Source organism: Pseudomonas sp. S35 (genome assembly GCF_009866765.1).
Classification (GTDB): Bacteria; Pseudomonadota; Gammaproteobacteria; order Pseudomonadales; family Pseudomonadaceae; genus Aquipseudomonas.
In genome coordinates this window covers 3,449,985-3,472,174 of record NZ_CP019431.1, presented here as the reverse complement: position 1 = coordinate 3,472,174, position 22,190 = coordinate 3,449,985, and the positions used below count along the sequence as shown (strand labels likewise).

Here is a 22,190-nt window from a genome sequence, read left to right as displayed (position 1 = left end):
ATCAGTGTGCCAGATTGTTTCTGTAGGAAAAAGCCTTTGGGGATAATTAGTTAACGAATTTTTCACATCCTGGGGCAGGGCATTTAGCCATCATCTGCCGTGACTGAACGCCGTTTGACTTTCCTCAATTGCGCTTTGGAATCGCCACCCGACTGGTCGCTTTCACCTCGCGCAACGCCAGGCTCGACTGGATCGACGCGATCCCCAACTGCCGCCTCAGCACGCTTTCCACAAACTCGCTGTAGCTGTCCAGATCCTCCGCTAGCACCTGCAACAGATAATCCGCATCGCCGGTGATCTTGTGACACGACAACACCTCGGGCAGGTCTTTGACCACGGCTTCAAAGGCATCCGGCGCATGGTCGGTGTGGATCGCAAAGCGCACATGCACAAACGCCATGATGTCCAGCCCCAGCAACTTGCGATCCAGATTGGCCTGGTAGTCCTTGATCACGCCTTCTTCCTCCAGGCGCTTGCGGCGGCGCCAGCAGGGCGTGAGGCTCAGGGACAGGCGCTCGCTGAGTTGGGCGTTGGAAATACTCGCGTCTTCCTGCAGCAAGGCGAGGATGGCGAGATCGGTGTCATCGAGAACGACCTGTCTGGTTTTATTTTTCATATTCGCCTCTTTCAGGGGTAAAAACTCCCTATAAAGCTACCAGTGCCAGAAGTAAAAGCAAAGAAAGCCCCGCGCCGCCAGAACAAAATAGACCTGTCTTTTACTGGCGGATATCCCCCTATGCTGACTGTTTTTAGTGATGCTCACCGTTTGCACCACGGCACCGAATTGAAGGATGGCGTGCTCAAGCCGTCGTTCGAACAACCCAGCCGAGCCGACACCGTACGTGACCGGGTCCAGTTCGTGGGACTGGGCGATATCATCGTGCCGCGCAGCTTTGACCGTGCGTGTTACGTCAACGCACACAGCGAGCGCTACGTGGCGTTTCTGGAAAGTGCCTGGGCCGAATGGACGGCCATCGGTCGCAGCCATGATGCGTTGCCACTGGTGTGGCCCGTACGCGACCTGGCCAACACGCAGGTGCCGGATTTTATCGACGGCAAGCTGGGCTTCTTTGCCATGGACGCCGGTTCGCCGATCACCGCCACCACTTGGAACGCGGTCAAGACCAGCGCGGACATCGCGCTCACCGGCCTGGCGCTGATCGACGAAGGCCACTACAGCGCCTTCGCCCTGTGCCGTCCACCCGGCCACCACGCTGCCCGTGAGTACATGGGCGGGTATTGCTACCTCAACAACGCCGCGATTGCCGCGCAACAGGCCATCACCCAGGGCGCCAAGCGCGTCGCGGTACTGGATGTGGATTTCCATCACGGCAACGGCACGCAGAATATTTTCTACGACCGCGCGGATGTGCTGTTCATCTCGCTGCATGGCGAGCCCGCAGTGTCCTACCCGTACTTTTCCGGCGCTGGCAGCGAGCGTGGCGTCGGTGCCGGGGAGGGCTTCAACCTGAATTATCCGTTGCCGAAAAACACCGCCTGGGATCGCTACAAAACCGCGCTGATCGACGCGTGCCAGCGGCTGAAACACTTCGCCCCTGACGTGCTGGTGATTTCCCTTGGCGTCGACACCTTCAAGGACGACCCCATTAGCCACTTTCTGCTCGACAGCGACGACTTCCTCGGCATGGGCGAGATCATCGCCAGCGTGGGCGTGCCGACGCTGTTCGTGATGGAGGGTGGCTACATGGTCGATGAGATCGGCATCAATGCCGTCAACGTGTTGCACGGTTTCGAAAGCAAAACCGCCTGATAACGCCGACCGCTGTACTTTTTTTCTGCCAAAACTCAAAAACATAACAAGAGGTTTTGTGATGAAAACAACCACGTCCAGGCTTTATGAAAAGCCTGCGTTGCAACGCACCCTGAGCAACCGCCATATCCAGTTGATGGCCATGGGCGGCGCAATCGGCACCGGTCTGTTCATGGGCTCCGGCAAGATCATCGCGCTGTCGGGCACCTCGATCATCCTGATCTACATGATCATCGGGCTGTTTGTGTATTTCGTGATGCGCGCCATGGGTGAGCTGCTGCTGTCCAATCTCAACTTCAAGAGCTTTGCCGACTTTGCCGGCGCGTACCTGGGGCCGCGTGCGGCGTTTTTTCTTGGTTGGTCGTATTGGCTGAGCTGGAGCGTGGCGGTGGTGGGGGATGCCGTGGTGGTCGGCGGGTTTTTCCAGTATTGGTTTGCCGATGTACCCGCCTGGATGCCGGCCGTGGGCATGTTGTTGACGCTGTTTGCGTTGAATGTGCTGACGGTCAGGCTGTTTGGCGAAGTGGAGTTCTGGTTCGCGATCATCAAGATCATCGCCGTGGTCACGCTGATTGGCGTGAGTGTGGTGCTGATCGCCAGCTCGTTTGTTTCGCCCACCGGGGTCACGGCGTCATTGAGCCACTTGTTGGACAAACAAGCAGCGTTTCCCAACGGCCTGTTCGGTTTTTTTGCCGGGTTCCAGATGGCGATCTTTTCCTTTGCCGGCACCGAGCTGATCGGCACGGCAGCCGCCGAAACCCGCGCGCCGGAGAAGACTTTGCCCAAGGCGATCAACTCGATCCCGCTGCGGATTATCCTGTTCTACGTGCTGGCATTGACGTGCATTATCGCGGTGACCTCATGGCAGCAGGTGTCGCCGAGCAAAAGCCCGTTCGTTGAATTGTTCCTGGTGGCGGGGTTTCCGGCAGCGGCGGGGATCGTCAATTTCGTGGTGCTCACCTCGGCGGCATCCTCGGCCAACAGTGGGGTGTTTTCCGCCAGCCGCATGTTGTTCGGCTTGGCTGATCTGGGCGACGCGCCGGGTATCTTCCGGCGGCTGTCGAGCAGCAGCGTGCCGTTTATCAGCCTGGCGTTTACCACGCTGCTGATGCTGTTGGGCCTGGTGTTGCTGTTTGTGGTGCCGGAGGTGATGACCGCTTTCACCATCGTGTCGACGGTGTCGGCGATCCTGGTGATTTTCACCTGGTCGACCATCCTCGCGTCCTACATCGCCTACCGTAAGAAACGCCCGGACCTGCACGCGACCTCCCTCTACAAAATGCCTGGCGGGGTGCCGATGGCGTGGTTTTCCCTGGCGTTCCTCGTCTTTGTGCTCTGCCTGTTGGCGTTACGGCCGGACACACGCCTGGCGCTGTGCGTGATGCCGGCCTGGTTTGTCTGGCTGGCGATTGCCTACCAGATCAGAACTCAATTCTCAGGCCAGCCGTCACTTGGCGACCGTTGAAGGTGTTGCTGTCCAGGTTGCGGTTGTAGCCCGCTTCACCGTACAGGCTGATGCCCGTGGCCACCTGCAGCGTGGCCCCGACGTTCATGTCCAGGGTGGTGGACTTCTGCTCGGTGTCGATGTGAGTGACGTCGGCAAACGTGACGGTGTTCTGCCCGGCGCTGTTGTGCCAGACATTGGCCCGCACATAGGGTTGCAGCGGCATGCCACGCACCTGATAGTTGCCGCGCAGGCGGATTCCCAGGCGCGTGGTGAGGCTGGTATCGGCGTCATAGGACACATCTGAAACACCGTCGTTCTGGCTGTCCAGCCGGGTCTTGCTGACGATCACTTGTGCCTGGGGCTCTGCGACCCAATGGCTGCTCACCGGAATTGGCCAGCCGACTTCGGCGGACGCGGTAACGTTATGCCCGTGGGTGTCCATCTTCACGCCACGGTCCGATTCGTTGTTGCCGTTGAAGCGCGTGCCCATCAACACCAGGTCAAGGTAGGCCTGGTTGGCGCCGATCAGCGTCCAGTAAACCCCCAGGCTGTCTCCACGCAAGGTGGTCTTGCCAGCATCCTTGCCTTGCCTGCCGCCGTTGAAGCCCTTGACCGTGCCTTTGAGGCGGCTATGGCCGACAAAGAACCCCATGCGCTGCTGACCATCGCCCATTGCGCTGGCGTACACATCGCTACCGACCTGGAAGCCCGTCACCGAGCTGTCCAGCGTTGGGTTGACCGTTCCCGCGAAACTCTGACGACTGCTGCTGCCATAGACCCGGCCCCAACCCGCCGGCAACGTGCCGGTTTGCTGTTGCTGGCGCTGGTCGCCCATGCGTTGGTGAAAGGTGCCGAGCATACCCAGCACCATCTGCTGCGCGGCTGGGAACAGCGCGGCATAAAGCGGCACTTCCGGGCGATAGATAGGAATCGGGGTGGTTCCGGGGTTGGTCGGCAGCGGTGGTTCACCAGGGACGGGGGTTGGCAGCGGCACGATAATCACCGGGTCCGGCGGCACCACAGGAATGGTCGAGCGCAGGTAGTAGTTTTCTGCGGTACCGGCCGTTACACCGCCCTTGAACAGGTAATAGTCGAACGCCCCGGCAGACACCGGTGCGCCGAGCGAAAACGCGGTGCCACTGCTGGTGGCGCCGTTGAGTGCCTGCACCACTTGGATGCCATCTTGCAGGGTGGCCGCCCCGGCACCGCCGAGGTTGGTCACGCGGATGCTGGTACTGCCTTGCATCGTCCCTTGGCTGACCACCAGTTTGTCGCTGGGCGAACCGTCGCCACCCAATACACTTTGCAGCGCGAGCTGGCCACCAGTGCCGGTGTAGTTACCATTGACCGTGAGGGTGTCAGTGGTGCTGGCGCTGGCGGTGGTCATGTCGATCAGTCCGCTGTTGCTCAAGGTCGCCAGTTGGCCAGTGGTGAACGGGTTGATCACGCCCGTGCTGACCAGCAATGCACTGGCGCCATGCACGTTCAGGGTGCCCGTGCCGGTGCCGGTATCACCGAGGGTGAAGGTACCGCCGAGGGTCAGTTGCGAGTTGTTATCCAGGTTCACGGTTTCCCAGTTGGCATAGCGCTCGGGCGTGCTGACCTTGGTGTTGTCAAAGGTCAAGATGTCGGTCCCCAGGCCGCCGTCCACCAGGGGGGTGGGGGCTACGAGGGCTTCTGTCAGGTTCTTCAGCAGCGCCGTATCGTTATCGCCGCCCATCAATACAAACGAGTGGATCTCGCCGCCTCCATCCCACTCCAATTGGTCCTCGCCAAAGCTGGCGAGAATTTGCCCGTTCACCGTACCGCCGGTGATTTTAATAATGTCGGTACCCCCACTGACGCTGATGTTGCCGCCAATGTAACTGGTGCCTGACACCAGGATCGTATCGTTGCCGAAACCGGCGACGAGGTTGCCGATGATGGTTCCGCCGCGCATATCAAAGACGTTGTTGTCGAGTTTCATGTCGACGCGGCCGATGCTACCGCCGGTCATCAGCGCTTGGTCACCATCCTCAAAGGCCCCCGTGATGGTACCGGCGCTCATCGTAAACACATCGATGCCATCCCCTTGTGCCAGCGACAGGATCGTACCCCCACTGATGGCGGCGCTGTCGGCGCCGGCGCCCTGGTTGATGGCTCGGGCTTGTCCGCCGCTGACTTGCACGATATCGGCACCAGCGCCCTGGATTACCAGTGATTGGACCTGCCCTTGGAACAGCCGGAAAATATTCGCGCCATCCCCCATGCTGACGCCGCCGACACCAATCACGGCATCCGGTGTATTGAGCTCGATCAGGTCGTTTCCGGCGCCATAGGTCACTCCGGTCACGCTGCCGTTGCCGGAGGAGAAAGTCAGGCTGTTGTTGCCCTGCGTGTCCACAAGCGCGCCGGCTGCGCCACTGTTGCAGTTAATCACGTCGTCACCTGGTGTGACGGTCAACGTGCAGGCCTGTGTACTGCCAGGCCAGGCAGCCAACCAGGACGTTGCAGCGATGGCCACGCCCAGGCAAGCCAAGGGGGGAAGTCGTTTGCTCATGATCCATCCTCGCGCAGTGCAACCTATCTCCACGGTGCCGGGTGACAGGCACGGTTAAAGACCATGGCAACAACAAACGCGATACGGACCAGGGACGACGGGCTACCTGAATCTGAAAACACCGGCCAATGCAAAGGGTTGGCATGGCTTTCTCGACTGCACCTGAACCGGTGCAGCACTTTTTGCACCTTAGCCGCACACCCTCGCGGCCGCTACTGTGAGAAATAACAGGTACAGACGTGTGTGCTGTCAGGCGAACACGATTTCGTAAGGGTCGCGTATCCGCTCCAGCAACACCTGGGCCAGTATCGGTGGCAGGCCGATCGCGGGGTCCCCCACCAACTGGCTGGCAAACGCATGGACCGCATGGAGTTTGCGCGCCACGCTCCAGGTGTTCAGGCGCACCTTGCGTGCGCGTTGCCAGGGGATCAGCGCACCTTCGCGTGCGGGCCAGTGCCAGGCCCAGATCGGCAGCTCATACAACTGCGCACCCACCAGGTTGCACGCCTTGGCGCTGGCGCGGCCGACGGCGTCGTGGTCTGGGTTGCCGTCGTTGCGCCAGGTGGTAAACACCACATCGCCTGGTTGCAGGTAACGCGCGATAAAGGGGCTCAGTTGCGGTTCACGGGCCGCCAGGGCGTTGTCGCAAAAACCGCCGCGAATCCACTTCAGGCTGTGCATGGGCAAGCCCAGGCGGCGCAGCGCCTCGGCGCTTTCCTGGGGCCGCACCACACTCAAACGGCTGGCTGGCCACAGATGGGAGCCGGGGTGGCTGGCGCTGCCGTCGGTAATGGAGATGAGTTGCAGGGGGTATTCCAGGGTACTGAGCAGTTGCAGCATACCGCCGCAGGCCAGCACTTCGTCGCCGGGATGGGGCGCGATGACCACCACGCGCGCCCCCGCAGGGACCAGCGAAGTGGCAGAGATAGGTGGGACTTGCACCAGTTGCGGGGCGCTGTTCCAGATTTGCGCGGGGCCGCGACGGCCTTCACTGAGGGAGGCAGGCTTCATTGGCATTACATCCTTGTCGATTGATGCTGGGTCGTGCCTCGTTGACGGGACGACTCTATTTATTCACCACAGACTCCGCAGTGGTGAGTGCGCGGTCATTCAACCCTGAATGACCAGCAAGGCGTCATCAGCATAGACAAGGATTGTCTGCTTTTACATTTTGCAATCTGGATTTTTTCACGACGCGTGCATCAGGCTTTTCAAGTAGTCGCCGAACCCTCCCTGGGCGCGGGACTCCAAGCGGGCACTGGTTATCACTTGCGGGGCGTGGCTCCACGCAATGGACGCGCCGCAGCGTTCCAGGCTGCGCACCAATTGCACGTCCTCATGGCAGGCCAAGGGCTCGAAGCCACCGGCGCGGATGTACGCGCCGGCACTCACGCCCAGGTTGGCGCCGTGGATATGCCGGTGCCCGTCCTGCGCGCGGTAGTCCTGGTGATAGCGGATCTGTGCGGCGGGGTCGAATCCTTCGCTCCAGGCATCTACCGTGACCGTCCCGCACACGGCATCGGCATTCAGCGCCAACTGAGCCACTAACCAGTCGGGCGCGACGCGGCTGTCGGCGTCGGTGCAGGAGATCCAGCGCGCGCCTTGGTTGAGCAGGTACCGCGCGCCCACGCCGCGTACGTGGCCAACATTACGAGCCTGGACTTCCAAGTGTCGCACCGGGTACGCCTGGGCGATGGCCGCACTGCCATCGCTGCAACTGTCGAGCACCACCAGGATCTGGACCGCTTCGCCCAGCAAACCAGGGTGGCCGGCGGCGATGATCGCGGCGTCCAGGCACTCGGCCAACAGCGCTTGTTCGTTGTGTACCGGGATCAGAATGCCGATCATCGCAGGCCCTCGAGGCTGGCGACCGAAGTGCCGTCGCGGCTCCACAGGTCGAGGAGGAAATCGTGTTCGTGGTGGCTGGCGAGCAGGGGCATACCCAGCCGTTGCCCAAGCAAGGCATGCACCTGCTCGGCGGTTTGCGGGCAGCCTTCGATAAGCGGGCGCCAATGGCAGGCCAGCAACTGGCCGTCGGCGGTCAAGGAGGCGAGGGCGCGCTCGATCAAGTGGCCCAGGTCCTCGGCGTCCAGGTAGTAGCACAACTCGCTGAGTACGATCAGCTCGAACTGGCCCGATGGCCATTGCTCAGGCAAGCGACGTTGGTGCACCTGTGCGTGGGGAAAACCCAGCAAGCGGGTGCGTGCCAGCGACACGGCTGCCGAGGCGGTGTCGCAGCACAGCAGGCGGTCGCAGCGCGGCGCCAGTTCAAAGCTCAGTTCGCCGTTGGCGCAACCCGGCTCGAAAATCGAGGCATAGCGTGGCCGGGTTAGCAGCGCCAGCGTCATTGCGCGTTTGCGTCGTTCATACCAACGTTGGCGAAATGCCCACGGGTCATCGTTTTCGGCGAACAGTTGGTCGAAATACGGTGTGGCCACACTCATACGAACACCACTTCAAAGGGTTGCAGCAAGCGCTCCACCACATAGGGCGCCAGCACTGGCGCCAGGCCGATCTGCGGGTCGCCCTCCAGTTGGCTGGCGAAGGCATGGATGGCGTGACGTTTGCGGGCCACGGCTTCGCAGCTCAGGGGGATTTTGCGTGCACGGTGCCAGGGCACCAGGCTGTCTTCGGGGGTTGCCCAGTGCCACGTCCAGACCGGCAGCTCATACAACGTCGCACCCACCGATTGCGCGGCCTTGGCGCTGGCGCGGCCGACGGCTTCGTGGTCGCAATGGCCGTCCTCACGCCACGTCGTGAACACCACGTCCGTGGGCTTGAGGTGGCGTTGGATAAACGCGGTCAATTCGTCCTCCCGGGCCGCCACCTGACTGTCGGTAAACCCTGCGCGCAGCCATTTCAAACTGTGCAATGGCAAACCCAGTCGATGTAGGGCCTGTGCCGATTCCTGGGGCCGCACCACACTCAGGCGCTCCACCGGCCAGCGCCGTGAGCCGGGATGGCTGGCGCTGCCATCGGTGACTGAAATCAGCTGCATGGGCCGGCCCAGTACAGCCAGGCCTTGCAACAGCCCGCCACAGCCGAGCACTTCATCATCCGGATGGGGCGCGACGATCACCGCACGATGCCCTTCAGGCACCAACTGTTCGACGCTGATCAGCGCTAACTCAGCGATCCGTGGCGACGCTTGCCAGTGATGCAGCGGCGTGCCCTGGCCAACAATTGGGTTGGCTTTCATAGTTGCCACCTCCCTGTGGGTTCACTTGCGACCAGCTCGCCGAGGCCGGCGAGGTCGCGTTCGGCGTGACTCTGGCGCACGTACACCGGTAAATCCGCCATCAACTGTGCAAAGTGCGGGTCCTTGCAATAAGGGCCGGCGCCGACTGCACGGCCAACGTGGTGCAGCACTTGCTCAACGCTGTTTTCGATGCACGCCCGCGTCTGTTGGGCCAGCAGTCGGGCATCCGCCTTGGGTTCACGGTCGATGTGTTCGGCGCTGGCACGCAGTACGCAGGCCGCGCCGTTCAACGCACTGTCCACGGCACCCAAGTGGGCGAGTGCGTGGGGTTCCGGGCGCTTGGCGCAGTGTTCATGCAGCACCTGCGCCAGGTGTTGTGCGGCGCCATACCAACACGCTGCAATGCCGATCCCGCCGTGCCAGAAGCCTGGGCGGGCGAGGTAGTCGCCGGGGCCGCCGACCGCAAGGCCGCGGGCACCCTCGAAGAGCACTTCAACGCTGCCCGTGGCTGCCATGCCGACTGCGTGCCAGCCTTGCTCCGTCACCGTAACGGCGGGCTGCAACATCTCGACCGCGACCAATTGCTGGCGGCCCTGTTCGTCCCACGCGGTCAGTAGCCCATGACTGACCGCTGCCGCGCCAGAACACCAGGCTTTGCGACCGTCCACTATCAATAGATGACCGTCGCGCCGCACGCGAACGTTAGCGTTTGGCGGTTCGGCGGCCCACATGCCCCACGTACTGCCCACGGGGGGCAACGGGCAGTCGAGTTCAGCAATGATCGCCAAGGCGTCGGTGTGGCCTTCGAACAGTTTGCACAGGCGCAAGTCATGCCCGGCCACCTGGGCCAGGCGGCTCAAGCGTGCCAGCGTCTGGCCGCTGCCGGGCAAGGGCAGTTGGTCCAGGCCTTCGTCCTGCAGCGCCTTCAGGGCCTCGCCTAGCGCCTGGGTGTCTGCATACCCCCGGTAACCTTGAAGGAAGCTATGCAACGCCATCTCACACCTCGTCGTCGCGCTGTAATTCAAACAGCAGCAGTGAGCGCCCGGTGACGGCGTACTCATGGTCAAACTCAAAGCGTTCCTGACCCCGCACCGCCGGGTCGTTGGTGTCGAGCATGCAGGTCCAGAATTCACCCTCCGGCACCGGCGGCAGGCGGAAATTGACCAAGTCGTGGTGCGCATTCACCACCAACAACAAAGTCGCATCGGCGCCGGCGCGGCGAATCCCGGTTTCCTGGGCGCGGCCGTCCATCAGCATGCCCAGGCAGCGGCCGTGGCTGTCTTCCCACTGTTCGGTGGTCATTTCGTTGCCATCAGGCGCGAGCCAGGTCACGTCCTTGACGCCGATGTCTTCGTTGTAGTCGCCCACCAGGAATCGCCCACGCCGCAGGATCGGGTAGGCCAGGCGCAGCTTGATCAAGCGTTTGACGAACTTGAGCAGTGATTTGCCGTCATCGTCCAAATCCCAGTTGACCCAGCCAATCTCGCTGTCCTGGCAATACGCGTTGTTATTGCCGTGCTGCGTGCGGGCAAACTCATCACCGGCGACGATCATCGGCGTGCCTTGGGCCAGCAGCAGGGTGGCGAAGAAGTTGCGCATCTGGCGCAGGCGCAGCGCATTGATTTGCGGGTCGTCAGTGGGGCCTTCGACACCGTGGTTCCAGGACAGGTTGTTGTTGCTGCCGTCCTGGTTGTTCTCGTCGTTGTCTTCGTTGTGCTTGTCGTTGTACGACACGAGGTCGTGCAGGGTGAAACCGTCGTGGGCGGTGATGAAGTTCACCGAACTGTAGGGGCGGCGGCCGCGATGGTTGAACATCTCGCCCGAGGCCGTCATACGCCCGGCAAAGTCGGCGAGTTGGCCGTCGTCGCCTTTCCAGAATGCACGCACGGTGTCGCGAAAGCGATCGTTCCATTCCACCCAGCCCGGCGGGAAGTTACCCACTTGATAGCCGCCGGGGCCGCAGTCCCAAGGTTCGGCGATGAGTTTGAGCTGGCGCAGCACCGGGTCCTGGCGGCAGGCCACGAGAAAACTGTGGCGCTCGTCGAAACCGTCGCGGTAGCGGCCAAGAATCGTCGCCAGGTCGAAGCGGAAACCGTCCACATGCATCTCGTTGGCCCAGTAGCGCAGCGAGTCGGTGACCATTTGCAGCACGCACGGGTGGCTCAGGTCCAGGGTGTTGCCGGTGCCGGAATCGTTGATGTAGAAGCGCTTGTCCTCGGGCATCAGCCGGTAGTACGACGCGTTGTCGATGCCGCGCATGGACAGGGTCGGGCCGCGCTCGTTGCCTTCGGCGGTGTGGTTGTAGACCACATCCAGGATCACTTCGAGCTTTTGCTCGTGCAGGTGCGCGACCATCTCCTTGAACTCGGCGATCTTGCCGCTGGCCAGGTAGCGCGGGTCGGGGGCGAAGAACGCGATGCTGTTGTAGCCCCAATAGTTGGTCATGCCCTTTTCCAGCAGGTGCTGGTCATTGACGAAGGCATGCACCGGCAACAGCTCCACCGACGAAATACCCAACTGACGGATGTGCTTGAGCACGTCGTCTTCCATCAGCCCCGCGCAGGTGCCGCGCACCGATTCACCCACCGAGGGGTGGCGCATGCTGATGCCGCGCAGGTGGGTCTCGTAGATGATCGTACGGTCCCACGGCACCCGCACCGGCTGGTCGTTGCCCCAGGTGTGCGCCGGGTCGATGACCTTGCACTTGGGCACGAAGGGCGCGCTGTCGCGTTCGTCGAAGCTGAGGTCATCGTCGGGGTGGCCGATGGTGTAGCCGAACAGTGCTTCGGACCACTTGAGCTCGCCCACCAACTGTTTGGCATAGGGGTCGATGAGCAATTTATTGTGGTTGAAACGGTGGCCGTTGGCCGGGTCGTACGCACCGTAGACCCGGTAGCCGTAAATCAGCCCTGGGTGGGCGTCGGGCAAGTAGCCGTGGAACGTTTCGTCGGTGTATTCGGGCAGCTCGATACGCTCCAGCTCCACTTCGCCGGAATCGTCGAACAGGCACAGCTCGACCTTGGTGGCATTGGCCGAGAACAGCGCAAAGTTCACGCCCAGGCCGTCCCAGGTGGCGCCGAGTGGGAAGGGCAAACCTTCACGAATCCGCGACGGCTCAGGGTCCTGCGTCGCTTGGTTTTTGTCGGGTTTGCTCATTCGAGTTGCTCCTGCAAGGGTCTTTTTTCGGGCCGAACGCGACCGTGCTGACGAACGTTCAGCTGACAATCAGTGTGATGAAATAACCTCCCACCGAACGCGTCGGTGGGAGGTTGATGGGATTAAGGCTTGGGTTTTTTCGGCGCCGGGGGTTTCTTCGCCGCTGGGGGCGTCGGCTTGCTGGCGGCAGGCGCCGGCGGCTTGGCTTTGGCGGCCGGCTTGGGGGCGGCCTTGGGTTTGGCAGTAGCCTTGGGCTTGCTCGGCGTCAGCGCTTCAGATTCAGCCAGCTTGCGCGCCATCTCCCAGTGTCGCGCGTCTTCACCGTGGGGTTTACCTTCAGACTCCCAGATCTGATGCGCCAGTTCGCGTATGCGTTTGTCTTCAGTGCTCATCACAATGCTCCTCACAGAAAATTTTCAGCTTTCTTGATCATCAGGATTGATAAAGACATTGACCGGGAAATCCCCCAGGGCAGTGCTGATCAACAGCTCCTTGTCTGGTGTGACTGCACCTGTATGAAAAAGTCCCTTCCAGTTTTGAGTTGGTGCGGCGAACGGTAATTTCAGCCGGGTATCGCCCCAAACCTGCGCATTGACCTGGGGATACACACCGTTTTCCAGCAGGTGATGGGGCCAGCGTGGCACCACCACCAGCAGGCGTTTGCCCTGGTGTTCGCGGCAGAAGGCGACCACCCGCTCGGCGTGTAGGCCAACCACTTCCAGTGGCGTGTAGGTACCCCTTTGGAACAGCTCCGGCTGGGCCTTGCGCAAGGCCAGCACCTGGGCGATCAAGGCTTGTTTGATGCGCCCGTCACGCCAGTTGAACAGCAGCTCGCCGGTGTCCGGCGGGGTATCCAATGCCTGTTGCCTTGCACTGAAATCCACCGGGCGACGGTTGTCCGGGTCCACCAGGCTGAAGTCCCAGAACTCAGCGCCCTGGTACAGGTCCGGTACACCCGGCACGGTCATACGAAGCAAGGATTGCGCCAGCCCATTCAGCGCGCCAGCCGGGGCAATCGCTTGGGCGGCCGCTGCAATCGCCGCGCGCAACGGACCACCTTCGTCACTGAGCAGCAGGCGTGACAGAAACGCTTCGACGCCTTGTTCGTAGGCGTCGTTGGGCGCGCTCCAACTGCTGTTCAACTTGGCTTCGCGCAGAGCCTTTTGTTGCCACTGCCACAGGCGTTGTTGGTAGCCGCCGAAGTCAGCGCCCTGGTCCAGTGGCCAACTGCCCAGCAGCACTTGGTAGAGGATCAATTCATCACCGGCCGACGGTGTGGCGGCATCGCTGCGCAACGGTGCTGCCAGGGTGCGCCATTGCTCGACCTGCTCCACGTACCCACTGGCGCACTCGCTGAGCACTGCCAGCCGTGCGCGAGTGTCTTCGCCGCGTTTGTGATCGTGGGTTGCGGTGGCCAGCAGGTTATCCGGGAAGGCCTGCAAACGCTGTTGGTTGATCCGGTGAAACTCGGCCAAGGGCGCGCTGAACTGCTCGGTACTGAAGCCTACGTCATTGCGCGACAGCAGCACCGCCGAGCGATAGAACGCGGTGTCTTCCACGGCCTTGGCGGCGGCGGGTGAGGTCAGTTGCTGGAAACGTACGCAGGCATGCTTGAGGATCTTGCGCTCACGACCCACCGGGCGTTGGCGCCAGGGCTGGCCGCCGAGGGATTTCTCCAAGTGATCGAGTACCGGCCAGTCGCCCTCGCTCAAGGTGGTACGGGCACCGTCCATGGCCTGCTGGAACACGGCGTCATCGGCGGCGCTGCGGCCCAAGGCGCTGATGTAGGTGCGGTACACCGGGAAGTGCACGATCAACTCTTGCAAGGCGCGGCGAATCGCACCCAGGGTCAGGTCGCGGGTCATGACATCGTCGCGGGCCACTTGCAGCAGTGCCTGGGCCACGCTTTCAAAATCGCCGCCCAGCGAGCCGTTGAGGATCTGCTGGCGGGCCAGGCGGGCTTCTTCGATAAACGCCGAGGGCCGCTCGGTATGGCGGGTCCACAGCTCGGCCAGCGGTGCAAAACCGTCTGGCTGGTGTTGCAGCAGCGACAGTTGGTCCATGAACTCATAGCCGGTGGTGCCGTCCACCTGCCAGTCTTCGCGCAGGGTTTCACCTTCGCCGAGGATCTTCTCCACGAAGATCGGCAAGTGCTGCCCTGGCGCCAGGGCATCTACCCGACGACGCAGCTTGCGGCAATAACCTCGCGGGTCGGCCAGGCCGTCGATATGGTCGATGCGCAAGCCGTCGACCAACCCTTCGCTGATCAGCTCAAAGATCTTGCCGTGGGTGGCTTCGAACACGGCCGTGCGTTCTACGCGCAGGCCGCCCAGCTCATTCACATCGAAGAAGCGCCGCCAGTTGATATCGTCCGCCGCCGTGCGCCAGCTCGCCAGCCGGTAAGCCTGTTGCTCCAGCAACTGATGCAGGCGATTGAAACCCTCGGGTTGGCGCCCGTCGAATTGGGCCACGCGGTGCTCGATGGCCGGCAGGACTTCAGTGGCCCGTTCGGCCAACGCCTGCTTGAGCCAGGCCGCTTCGGTGTAGGCGTCGTCCTGATAGGCAAGGGCGGCGAAACGGTCGGCCAGGGGTTTGAGAGGTTCATCGCTGCCCAGGATCCGCGCGTAATCCCGTGGGCAGATCGGGAAACGATGCGCGTAATGCTCGACGTAGAACGCACCGTGTTCCGTATCGAACTGCAAGGTCAAGGTACCTGTCTGCAACGCTTCGCCGTAGTCGCTGCCTAGAAACGGCATCAACAGTTGGCCCTTGAGCAATGGGTCGGGCGAGTGCCACTGGATATCGAAGAACTCGCTGTACGGGCTCAGGCGGCCCCATTCCAGTAGGTCCAGCCACCACGGGTTATCCGCACCGCCCACGGCCATATGGTTGGAGACGATATCGAGGATCAGCCCCATGTGGTGTTCACGCAGCGCTGCGACCAAGCGGCGCAACGCGGGCTCGCCGCCCAGTTCAGGGTTGACGCGGGTCGGGTCGACCACGTCGTAGCCGTGCATGGAGCCGGCGCGGGCGCTGAGCAGGGGCGAGGCGTACAGATGGCTGATGCCCAGATGGGCGAAGTACGGCACCAGCGGTACCGCGTCGTCCAGCGTAAAGCCTTTATGAAATTGCAGGCGCTGGGTGGCGCGCAGGGGCAGGGTGTTCATCGGTCACGCTCATGGGCCTGGTTGCGCGCGACGGCCAGCAGTTCGAGACGGCGCGCGGCACCGGCGTTGTCCAGCAGGCTGGAGGCTTCACCCGCCAGGCGCCGGCGCCAATTGGGATGGGGGTCGGTGGTGCCGGGCAGGTTGGCTTGTTCTTCGACGCCCAGTGCGTCCTCCAGCGGCAACAGCACCAGCGGCGCACGGGTGTGGCCCAGGTAACGCACGCTGGCGTCGATCATATGGTCGGTTTCGTTGCGAATCTCTTCGACGAAGTTCTGCGGGTCCTGGCTCAAGGCCTGGCGCAGCGCCTGGCGTTCGCGCAGGCGGTGTTCGCTCCACTGCTCCACGGTAGGCGCGTCGATCAGGCCGAGCTGGATGTTCCAGTCGATATCGCGGCTGTGCCACCAGCCGTTGAGGGTGGGTAAATCGTGGGTGCTGGTGGTGGCCAGGGCGTTGTCCGGCCAGTCGAGGATCGGCTTGAACTGGCCGTCGTGACCTTGCTCGAAGAGCAGCACGCGCATGCCGAGGATCGAACGGGCGATGAGTTTTTCGCGCAGGCCGTCCGGCACGGTGCCGAGGTCTTCACCCAGCACGATGGCCTGGTGACGATGGGATTCCAGGGCGAGTAGCCGTAGTAGGTCGTCCACCGGGTAATACAGGTACGCGCCTTCGCGGGGCGACGCATCCATCGGGATCACCCACAGGCGTTGCAGGCCCATCACATGGTCGATGCGCAGGCCGCCCGCATGGGCGAAGTTGGCGCGCAGCATCTCGATAAACGCACGAAAGCCGTTGCGCTTGAGGCCTTCGGGTGAAAACGCGGAGATGCCCCAACCTTGGCCGGCGCGGTTGAGAATGTCCGGTGGTGCGCCTACGGTCAGGTCGGCGAGCAGTTCATCCTGGCGGCTCCAGGCCTGGCTGCCGCCGCCATCGGCGCCCACCGCCAGGTCGGCGATCAAACCGACGCCCATGCCACTGCCTTTGGCCGCTTGTTGCGCGCGTTCAAGGCTGCGGGCGATCAGCCATTGGGTAAAGGCGAAGTAGGCGATTTGTTCACGGTTGTCTTCGGCGAACTGCGCCAGCGCGGGACTCTGCGGCGTGCGCCATTGCTGCGGCCAGTGGCGCCAGTCGAGGTCTTCGCCGGCAGCCGCACGCACGGCTTGCACGGCTTCAAAGCGACAGTGGTTTTCCAGGTCTTCGCCGCCGGCCTGGCGAAAACTCAGAAAGTCGGCATGTTGCGGATGCTGGCCGTGGCGGAAGTCTTCATACAGCGCACGAAGCAGGCGTTGCTTGGCCTTGGCGGCGGCGGGCCAGTCGATCAGGCTGTGTTGTTCCAACGCACGCAGCTCATCCTCCAGACCGAGGGCGTCGATGGCGTTGCGCACCTCCCGTTCACCAAGGATGCAGCCGGGTGAGGCATACAGGCTGTTGAGGAACAATCGGCTCGACGGTGAATACGGGCTGTAGCGTTCGGTGTCGGCGCTGAACATCGCGTGCATCGGGCTGATCGCCAGGGCATCGGCCCCGCGTTCGGCGGCTGCGCGCACCAAGTGCTCCAGGGCCAGGGTATCGCCGAAGCCGCCATCGCCCAGGCGGCGCAGTGAGTACAACTGCGCACTCAGGCCCCAAGCGCGGGCGGGTTGGTTGTCGACCGCTTCGGCGACGCTGTAGCAGTGCGTGGGGGCGACGGCCAGGGTAAAGCGCTGGTCGTTGATATGCACCTGGTGGTAACCCAGGGCCATTACGCCGGGCAGCACCGCGTTGCCGTCGAGGCGCAATTGCAGGGTGTCGCCGTCTTCCAGGCTCACCCGACACAGGGTGTCCGGTTCGAAATAACGCGCCAGGTCCAGGCCGTCGCCGCTGTCGATGGTCATCAGCGGCGGCAGGTGTTTGTCTTGCTGCGCCTGTTCCAGTTCCAACAGGCTGGCGTCTACCTCTGCGTCGCTGTCGGCTGGGTGGCCCAGGCCTTTGAGGACGGCACGCAGGGCGTCGGGTGTCACACGTTGCGCACGGCCGTTGGCATCGATCCAATCGACGGCCAGGCCCGCGCGGCTGGCGAGGATTTCCAGGTTCGCTTCGCTCAAGGGTGTTCTCCAGCAGGGGATAGGCTGACGCGTGCGCTGAACGGCGGCAGTTGTGCGCCTTGGTTCGCAGGCGTTGCAAAAATAGTGTGTGGCGCCACGGTGTGGTCCACCGCCGTGGCGCTGAGGTTCAGGTCGACCTGCAACAGGCTGCCATCGCCCAGGCGCCAGCGCGCAGTCACGGCGCCGTGGGCCAGGACCTGCGCGCCCAACGCCATGCTGCCGGGCAAGTGCGGCACGATGAGGCGGTGGCGCAGGTTAAGTAGCTGGCGGTAGAGCTGCGCGTGTTCGTTGTCGGCAATCACCGGCGTCGATTGCTCGAAGGTGCCCAGGGCGTTGGGGTCCGGGATGCGCTCGCGGCGCTCGGGGTCATGGAACGCGGCGAAGTCGGCAAACTCGCTGCGCCGGCCCTCACGCACCGCTTCGGCCAGTTCGCCGTGGTGGTCGGTGAAAAACAGAAATGGTTGCTGGGCGTTGACTTCATCGCCCATGAACATCAGCGGGATCATCGGCGACATCAGCAACAACGTGGTCGCAGCCTTGAGCGCCTGGGGCGAGCAGAGTTGGTGCAGACGCTCGCCCAGGGCGCGGTTGCCGATCTGGTCGTGGTTCTGCAAAAACAGTACAAAGGCGCTCGGTGGCAGGTGCGCGCTGGGTTCGCCACGGGTGTGGCCGTGGCGGGTGGTGTGGCCTTGGTAGATGAACCCTTCGCCCAGGCAGCGCGCCAGTTTGGCGGTGGTGTCTTGGGCAAAGTCGCTGTAATAGGCGTCGGTTTCGCCGGTGAGCAATACGTGCAGGGCGTTGTGGCCGTCGTCGTTCCACTGCGCATCGAAGTCATGCTCCAGCAGGCTGGCCTGGTTGAATTCGTTTTCCAGCACCAGCCATACGTGGCGGCCGGTGTCGACCTGTTGGCGCACCCGTTGTGCCAGTTGTTGCAGGAAACCGGGATTGTCGATGGCGTGCACGGCGTCCAAGCGCAGGCCGTCGAAGCGGTATTCCATTAACCACATCAGTGCGTTGTCGAGGAAGAAATCGCGCACCTCGCGGCGGTCGAAATCGATCCCCGCGCCCCACGGCGTGTGCACATCTTCGCGAAAGAAGCCTTGGGCGTACTGGCCCAGGTAGTTGCCGTCGGGGCCGAAGTGGTTGTAGACCACGTCGAGGATCACGGCCAGGCCATGTTCATGGGCGCTGTCGATCAAGTGCTTGAGCTGTTCCGGCGTGCCGTAAGAGGCGTGGGGCGCGTAGGGCAGCACCCCGTCGTAGCCCCAATTGCGTTTGCCGGGAAACTGCGCCAGTGGCATCAGTTCGATCGCGGTCACGCCCAGCTCAGCCAGGCGTGGCAGATGTTTCTCGACCTCGGCGTAGCCCCCCAGTGCGCCGACGTGCAGTTCGTAGATCACGGCTTCATGCCACGGGCGACCTGACCACTGGCTGTGGCGCCATTCGTAAGCCAGTGGGTCGACCACCAGGCTCCAGCCATGCACGTCGCCAGCCTGGGCCCGGGACGCCGGATCGGGAACGTCCTTTTCCCCGTCGATGTTGTAGCGGTAGCGCGTGCCTGCCGGGCAGTTTATTTCTACTTCGAACCAGCCGTCTGCCTGCGGCAGCATGGCAATGGACTTACCGTTTTCCAATTCAACGCTGACATAAAACGCGTCTGGCGCCCACAAGGCAAAACGCGTGTGTTGCGCGTCCAGCATGATTGCGCCGTGGGGCCAGGTTTCCAGAGTCCGTAACGGCATCTATAGAGACCTCCCTTGGTTATTTAGCGGATTTCCCCAGGGCCTTGGCCACAAGTTGTTCGTACAGTTCGGCGTAGGGTTCGACCGCCTGGCACCAGTTGAAGGGTTGCGTCATGGCGCGGCAGCGCATGGCGTTGAGCAGGCCAGGGAAGGCGAAAACCTTGAACGCGCGGCTCAGGGCTTCTTCATAACTTGCCACGGTGGATTCATTGAACAGGAACCCGGTGACGCCGTTCTCGATGGTGTCCGCCAGCCCGCCGGTATTGCGTGCCACCGGCAGTGAGCCAAAGCGCTGGGCATACATCTGGCTCAGGCCGCAGGGCTCGTAGCGCGAGGGCATCAGCAGGAAGTCGCTGCCGGCAAACATGCGGCGCGCATCGGTTTCGTTGAAGCCAATGCGTACGCCGACTTGACCGGGAAAGCGTAGGGCGAGTTCACGCATGGCTTGTTCTTCTTCCGGCTCGCCACGGCCGATAATCGCGATCTGGCCGCCGTTCTCGACGATAAAGCTGGCGACCGCCTCGGTCAGGTCCAGGCCTTTTTGATAAACCAGGCGCGAGACCACGGCAAACAGCGGGCCGCTGGAGTCGTGCAGGCCGAACAGTTCGCGCACGTGGGCGGCGTTGATGGCCTTGCCGTCCCAGTCGCCGATGTTGAAGTTGTGGGTCAGGTGCTCGTCGGTCGAGGTTTCCCAGCTTTCATCGATCCCGTTGGGGATGCCACTGAGTAGGCCTTGCTGGGTCTTGGCGGCGAGAAAACCGTCGAGGCCGCAGCCAAATTCCGGGGTGGTGATTTCCTGGGCGTAGGTGGCGCTCACCGTGGTGATATGGCTGGAGTACGCCATGCCGGCCTTGAGGAACGACATCTTGCCGTAGAACTCCATGCCCTCTTGTTGCAGGGCGTGGGGCGGGATACCCAGCTCGGGCGTCGAGGCCAGGCTGACCACACCCTGATAGGCGAGGTTATGAATGGTGAACAGGGTCGGCGTGCGTGACCCACGCCAGTGCATGTACGCCGGGGCCAGGCCAGCAGGCCAGTCGTGGGCGTGCACCAGGTCCGGGCACCAGTGGATCTGCGCGAGGTTGGCGGCCATGTCGGCGGCGGCCAGGCCCAGGCGGGCAAAGCGAATATGGTTGTCCGGCCAGTCGCGGCCGTTGTTGGCGCCGTATGGCGTGCCTTCACGCTCGTAGAGTTCGGGGCAGATCAACACATAGATGACCAGGCCGTCCTTGAGGTCCATGCGCCCGATCTTGCACGGTGGCAGCGCCGCGTGGCCGCCCAGTTCACCGATGATGTGGATCGGGTTGTCGCTTTCCATGACCTGCGGGTAACCGGGAATCAGCACACGCACATCATGCAGATGGGCCATGGCGCGGGGCAGGGCAGCGGAGACGTCGCCCAGGCCGCCGGTCTTCACCAGGTCGGCGAACTCGGAGGTGACAAACAAGACTTTTTTTCGATTCGGGTTTTGACTCACGACCGGCCGCACAGCATTGGGCAGGTCGGCCAACGACGTCGGCCCCCCTGCAGGCTGACTGAAACGCTCTCCCTGAGTATCTACTGCGGCACTGATCATAATGCACTCCCATTTTGTTGGTCGGCTAATGGCCCGCTGCCACTAGCTCCGATTGACCGCATCCTGCGGCCAGGCGCACAAGCACTGTACAAACTGGCAAGGCGTATGCCAGTTGCACGAGTTGCGAAAAAAGATTGGATGGACGGGCATGTGCTGTGAAGCGCGTGTGCTCGCCTTACCTTAAAACTGGACCAATGGCAGAGTCGGAAAGTTTCGATTTTTTGCGGGGTTTTTGTTTTGGAACGGACCCATCGGTCATGAGTCTAGGACAGATCCCAGAGCCTGTAGGCTTTCTAGGAAGATTTTGTAGGACAAAAAACTTGTAACCAGACATTCAACGGTTATTAGCCGATTGGGTGGCCGTTTGTGGTGAGCAGGCCTGCCCTGCGCTGGGCGGCGAAGCAGCGCCATTGAGGGCGCCGTAATGTAGCGGGTGCAGCCCATTTGGGAGCGCTTTGCGCCCCAGCGCAGGGCAAGCCTGCTCACTGCATGGGCTGTGTGCGCCTCGGTGGTGTGAGGCGCCCTTTAATGGTGCGTCAGCCGAGCACGCGAATGGGCGTCGCATTGGCCCAGGCGTGAATAGCGTCGATCATCTGTTGGTAGAACTGCCGGTAATTTTGCTCGCTCACGTAGCCGACATGGGGCGTGGCCAGCACGTTGGGCAAGCGCCGGAATGGATGATCCAGCGGCAACGGCTCCTCGGTGTACACATCGAGGGCCGCGCCGGCCAGCCGGCCACTGCTCAAGGCTTGCACCAGCGCTTGCTCATCCACAATCGGCCCCCGCGCAGTATTCACCAGCCGCGCCGTGGGTTTCATCCAGCCCAACGCCTGGGCGTCCACCAAGCCACGGCTGCGGTCGCTGAGTACCAAGTGGATGCTCAGGATATCGGCCTGCTCGAACAATTCTTGCTTGCTGACCCAGGTCACGCCGGCTGCGGCCGCACGCTGCGGCGTGAGGTTTTCACTCCAGGCAATCACGCGCATGCCGAACACTTGGCCAAACTGCGCGACCTTCTGGCCAATGCTGCCCAGCCCAAGAATGCCCAAGGTCTTGCCATACAGGTCGCCGCCCAGCCCCACTTGCCAATGGCCCGCTCTTAAGGCGTTGGCTTCGGCCAACAGGTTGCGGGTGCAGGCCATGATCAGCGCCCAGGTCAACTCGGGGGCGGCGTGTTTGTAGCTGTCGGTGCCGCAGACCTGAATGCCCAGGGCCGTGGCGGCCGCAATGTCGATGGCGGCGTTGCGCATACCCCCGGTCACCAGCAACTTGAGCTTGGGCAGGCCCTGCAACAGCGCTTTGTCGAAGGTGGTGCGTTCGCGCATCACGCAAATCACCTCAAAGGCCTGCAAGCGCTCGATCATCACGGCGGTCTCTGCTGGGTATTCGTGCAGCACGTGCACTTGGCCCACCGACTCCAGCACCGACCAATCCACCACGCCACTGGCCACATTCTGCCAATCATCAATCACTGCGATCTGTACCGACATTCACGAGTGCCTCGAAAAAGGT

The 22,190-nt window shown here is 62.5% G+C and carries 16 protein-coding genes; 2 read left to right on the top strand and 14 right to left on the bottom strand.

The window, feature by feature from the left end; translation table 11 throughout:
• Window positions 1-124 precede the first annotated feature (124 nt).
• Window positions 125-616, bottom strand: coding sequence for an Lrp/AsnC family transcriptional regulator (locus PspS35_RS15390; RefSeq protein WP_159935603.1), 492 nt, complete (start codon window positions 614-616; stop codon window positions 125-127).
• Between the two features lie 120 nt (window positions 617-736).
• On the opposite strand from PspS35_RS15390, the gene PspS35_RS15385 reads away from it, so the two are divergent.
• Together PspS35_RS15385 and PspS35_RS15380 are read left to right on the top strand one after the other, a co-directional pair.
• A complete protein-coding gene (locus PspS35_RS15385) occupies window positions 737-1,771 on the top strand; it encodes a histone deacetylase family protein (RefSeq protein ID WP_159935602.1) in 1,035 nt (344 codons plus the stop codon).
• Between the two features lie 61 nt (window positions 1,772-1,832).
• A complete protein-coding gene (locus tag PspS35_RS15380) occupies window positions 1,833-3,236 on the top strand; it encodes an amino acid permease (protein WP_159935601.1) in 1,404 nt (467 codons plus the stop codon).
• On the opposite strand, the gene PspS35_RS15375 is transcribed toward PspS35_RS15380, so the two are convergent.
• The 13 genes from PspS35_RS15375 to PspS35_RS15315 all read right to left on the bottom strand — a co-directional run bounded on the left by PspS35_RS15375 (window position 3,193) and on the right by PspS35_RS15315 (window position 22,168).
• Window positions 3,193-5,757 (bottom strand): autotransporter outer membrane beta-barrel domain-containing protein, encoded by a 2,565-nt coding sequence (locus tag PspS35_RS15375; protein ID WP_159935600.1) that lies wholly within the window; start codon window positions 5,755-5,757, stop codon window positions 3,193-3,195. The two genes, PspS35_RS15380 and PspS35_RS15375, sit on opposite strands and share 44 nt — an antisense overlap.
• A 249-nt stretch (window positions 5,758-6,006) precedes the next feature.
• Window positions 6,007-6,768 carry a PIG-L family deacetylase gene (locus PspS35_RS15370; protein ID WP_159935599.1) on the bottom strand — a complete coding sequence of 254 codons (762 nt, stop codon included), beginning with the start codon at window positions 6,766-6,768 and terminating at the stop codon, window positions 6,007-6,009.
• A gap of 177 nt (window positions 6,769-6,945) precedes the next feature.
• Complete coding sequence (locus PspS35_RS15365; RefSeq protein ID WP_159935598.1) at window positions 6,946-7,605, bottom strand: glycosyltransferase; 660 nt, start codon at window positions 7,603-7,605, stop codon at window positions 6,946-6,948.
• A complete protein-coding gene (locus PspS35_RS15360; protein WP_159935597.1) occupies window positions 7,602-8,201 on the bottom strand; it encodes an SAM-dependent methyltransferase in 600 nt (199 codons plus the stop codon). Before PspS35_RS15360 ends, PspS35_RS15365 begins: the two co-directional genes overlap by 4 nt.
• Window positions 8,198-8,956, bottom strand: a complete 759-nt coding sequence (locus PspS35_RS15355; protein ID WP_159935596.1) for a PIG-L family deacetylase — start codon at window positions 8,954-8,956, stop codon at window positions 8,198-8,200. The genes PspS35_RS15360 and PspS35_RS15355 overlap by 4 nt, the downstream gene beginning before the upstream one ends.
• Entirely contained in the window at window positions 8,953-9,951 is a 999-nt protein-coding gene (locus PspS35_RS15350) for an acyl-CoA dehydrogenase family protein (protein WP_159935595.1), read from the bottom strand. The genes PspS35_RS15355 and PspS35_RS15350 overlap by 4 nt, the downstream gene beginning before the upstream one ends.
• Window position 9,952: 1 nt before the next feature.
• Window positions 9,953-12,112 carry a glycogen debranching protein GlgX gene (glgX, locus tag PspS35_RS15345; protein WP_159935594.1) on the bottom strand — a complete coding sequence of 720 codons (2,160 nt, stop codon included), beginning with the start codon at window positions 12,110-12,112 and terminating at the stop codon, window positions 9,953-9,955.
• A 122-nt stretch (window positions 12,113-12,234) separates the two neighbouring features.
• A complete protein-coding gene (locus PspS35_RS15340) occupies window positions 12,235-12,504 on the bottom strand; it encodes a DUF2934 domain-containing protein (RefSeq protein ID WP_159935593.1) in 270 nt (89 codons plus the stop codon).
• A gap of 24 nt (window positions 12,505-12,528) precedes the next feature.
• The gene (locus PspS35_RS15335; RefSeq protein WP_159935592.1) at window positions 12,529-15,279 is read right to left on the bottom strand and encodes a malto-oligosyltrehalose synthase; all 2,751 of its coding nucleotides are present in this window, start codon (window positions 15,277-15,279) and stop codon (window positions 12,529-12,531) included.
• The gene (malQ, locus tag PspS35_RS15330; protein WP_159935591.1) at window positions 15,276-17,360 is read right to left on the bottom strand and encodes a 4-alpha-glucanotransferase; all 2,085 of its coding nucleotides are present in this window, start codon (window positions 17,358-17,360) and stop codon (window positions 15,276-15,278) included. The genes PspS35_RS15335 and malQ overlap by 4 nt, the downstream gene beginning before the upstream one ends.
• Window positions 17,357-19,102 carry a malto-oligosyltrehalose trehalohydrolase gene (treZ, locus tag PspS35_RS15325; RefSeq protein WP_159935590.1) on the bottom strand — a complete coding sequence of 582 codons (1,746 nt, stop codon included), beginning with the start codon at window positions 19,100-19,102 and terminating at the stop codon, window positions 17,357-17,359. Before treZ ends, malQ begins: the two co-directional genes overlap by 4 nt.
• Before the next feature lie 19 nt (window positions 19,103-19,121).
• A complete protein-coding gene (glgA, locus tag PspS35_RS15320) occupies window positions 19,122-20,678 on the bottom strand; it encodes a glycogen synthase GlgA (protein ID WP_159935589.1) in 1,557 nt (518 codons plus the stop codon).
• A gap of 536 nt (window positions 20,679-21,214) precedes the next feature.
• Window positions 21,215-22,168 (bottom strand): D-2-hydroxyacid dehydrogenase family protein, encoded by a 954-nt coding sequence (locus PspS35_RS15315; RefSeq protein ID WP_159935588.1) that lies wholly within the window; start codon window positions 22,166-22,168, stop codon window positions 21,215-21,217.
• Between the last annotated feature and the right edge of the window lie 22 nt (window positions 22,169-22,190).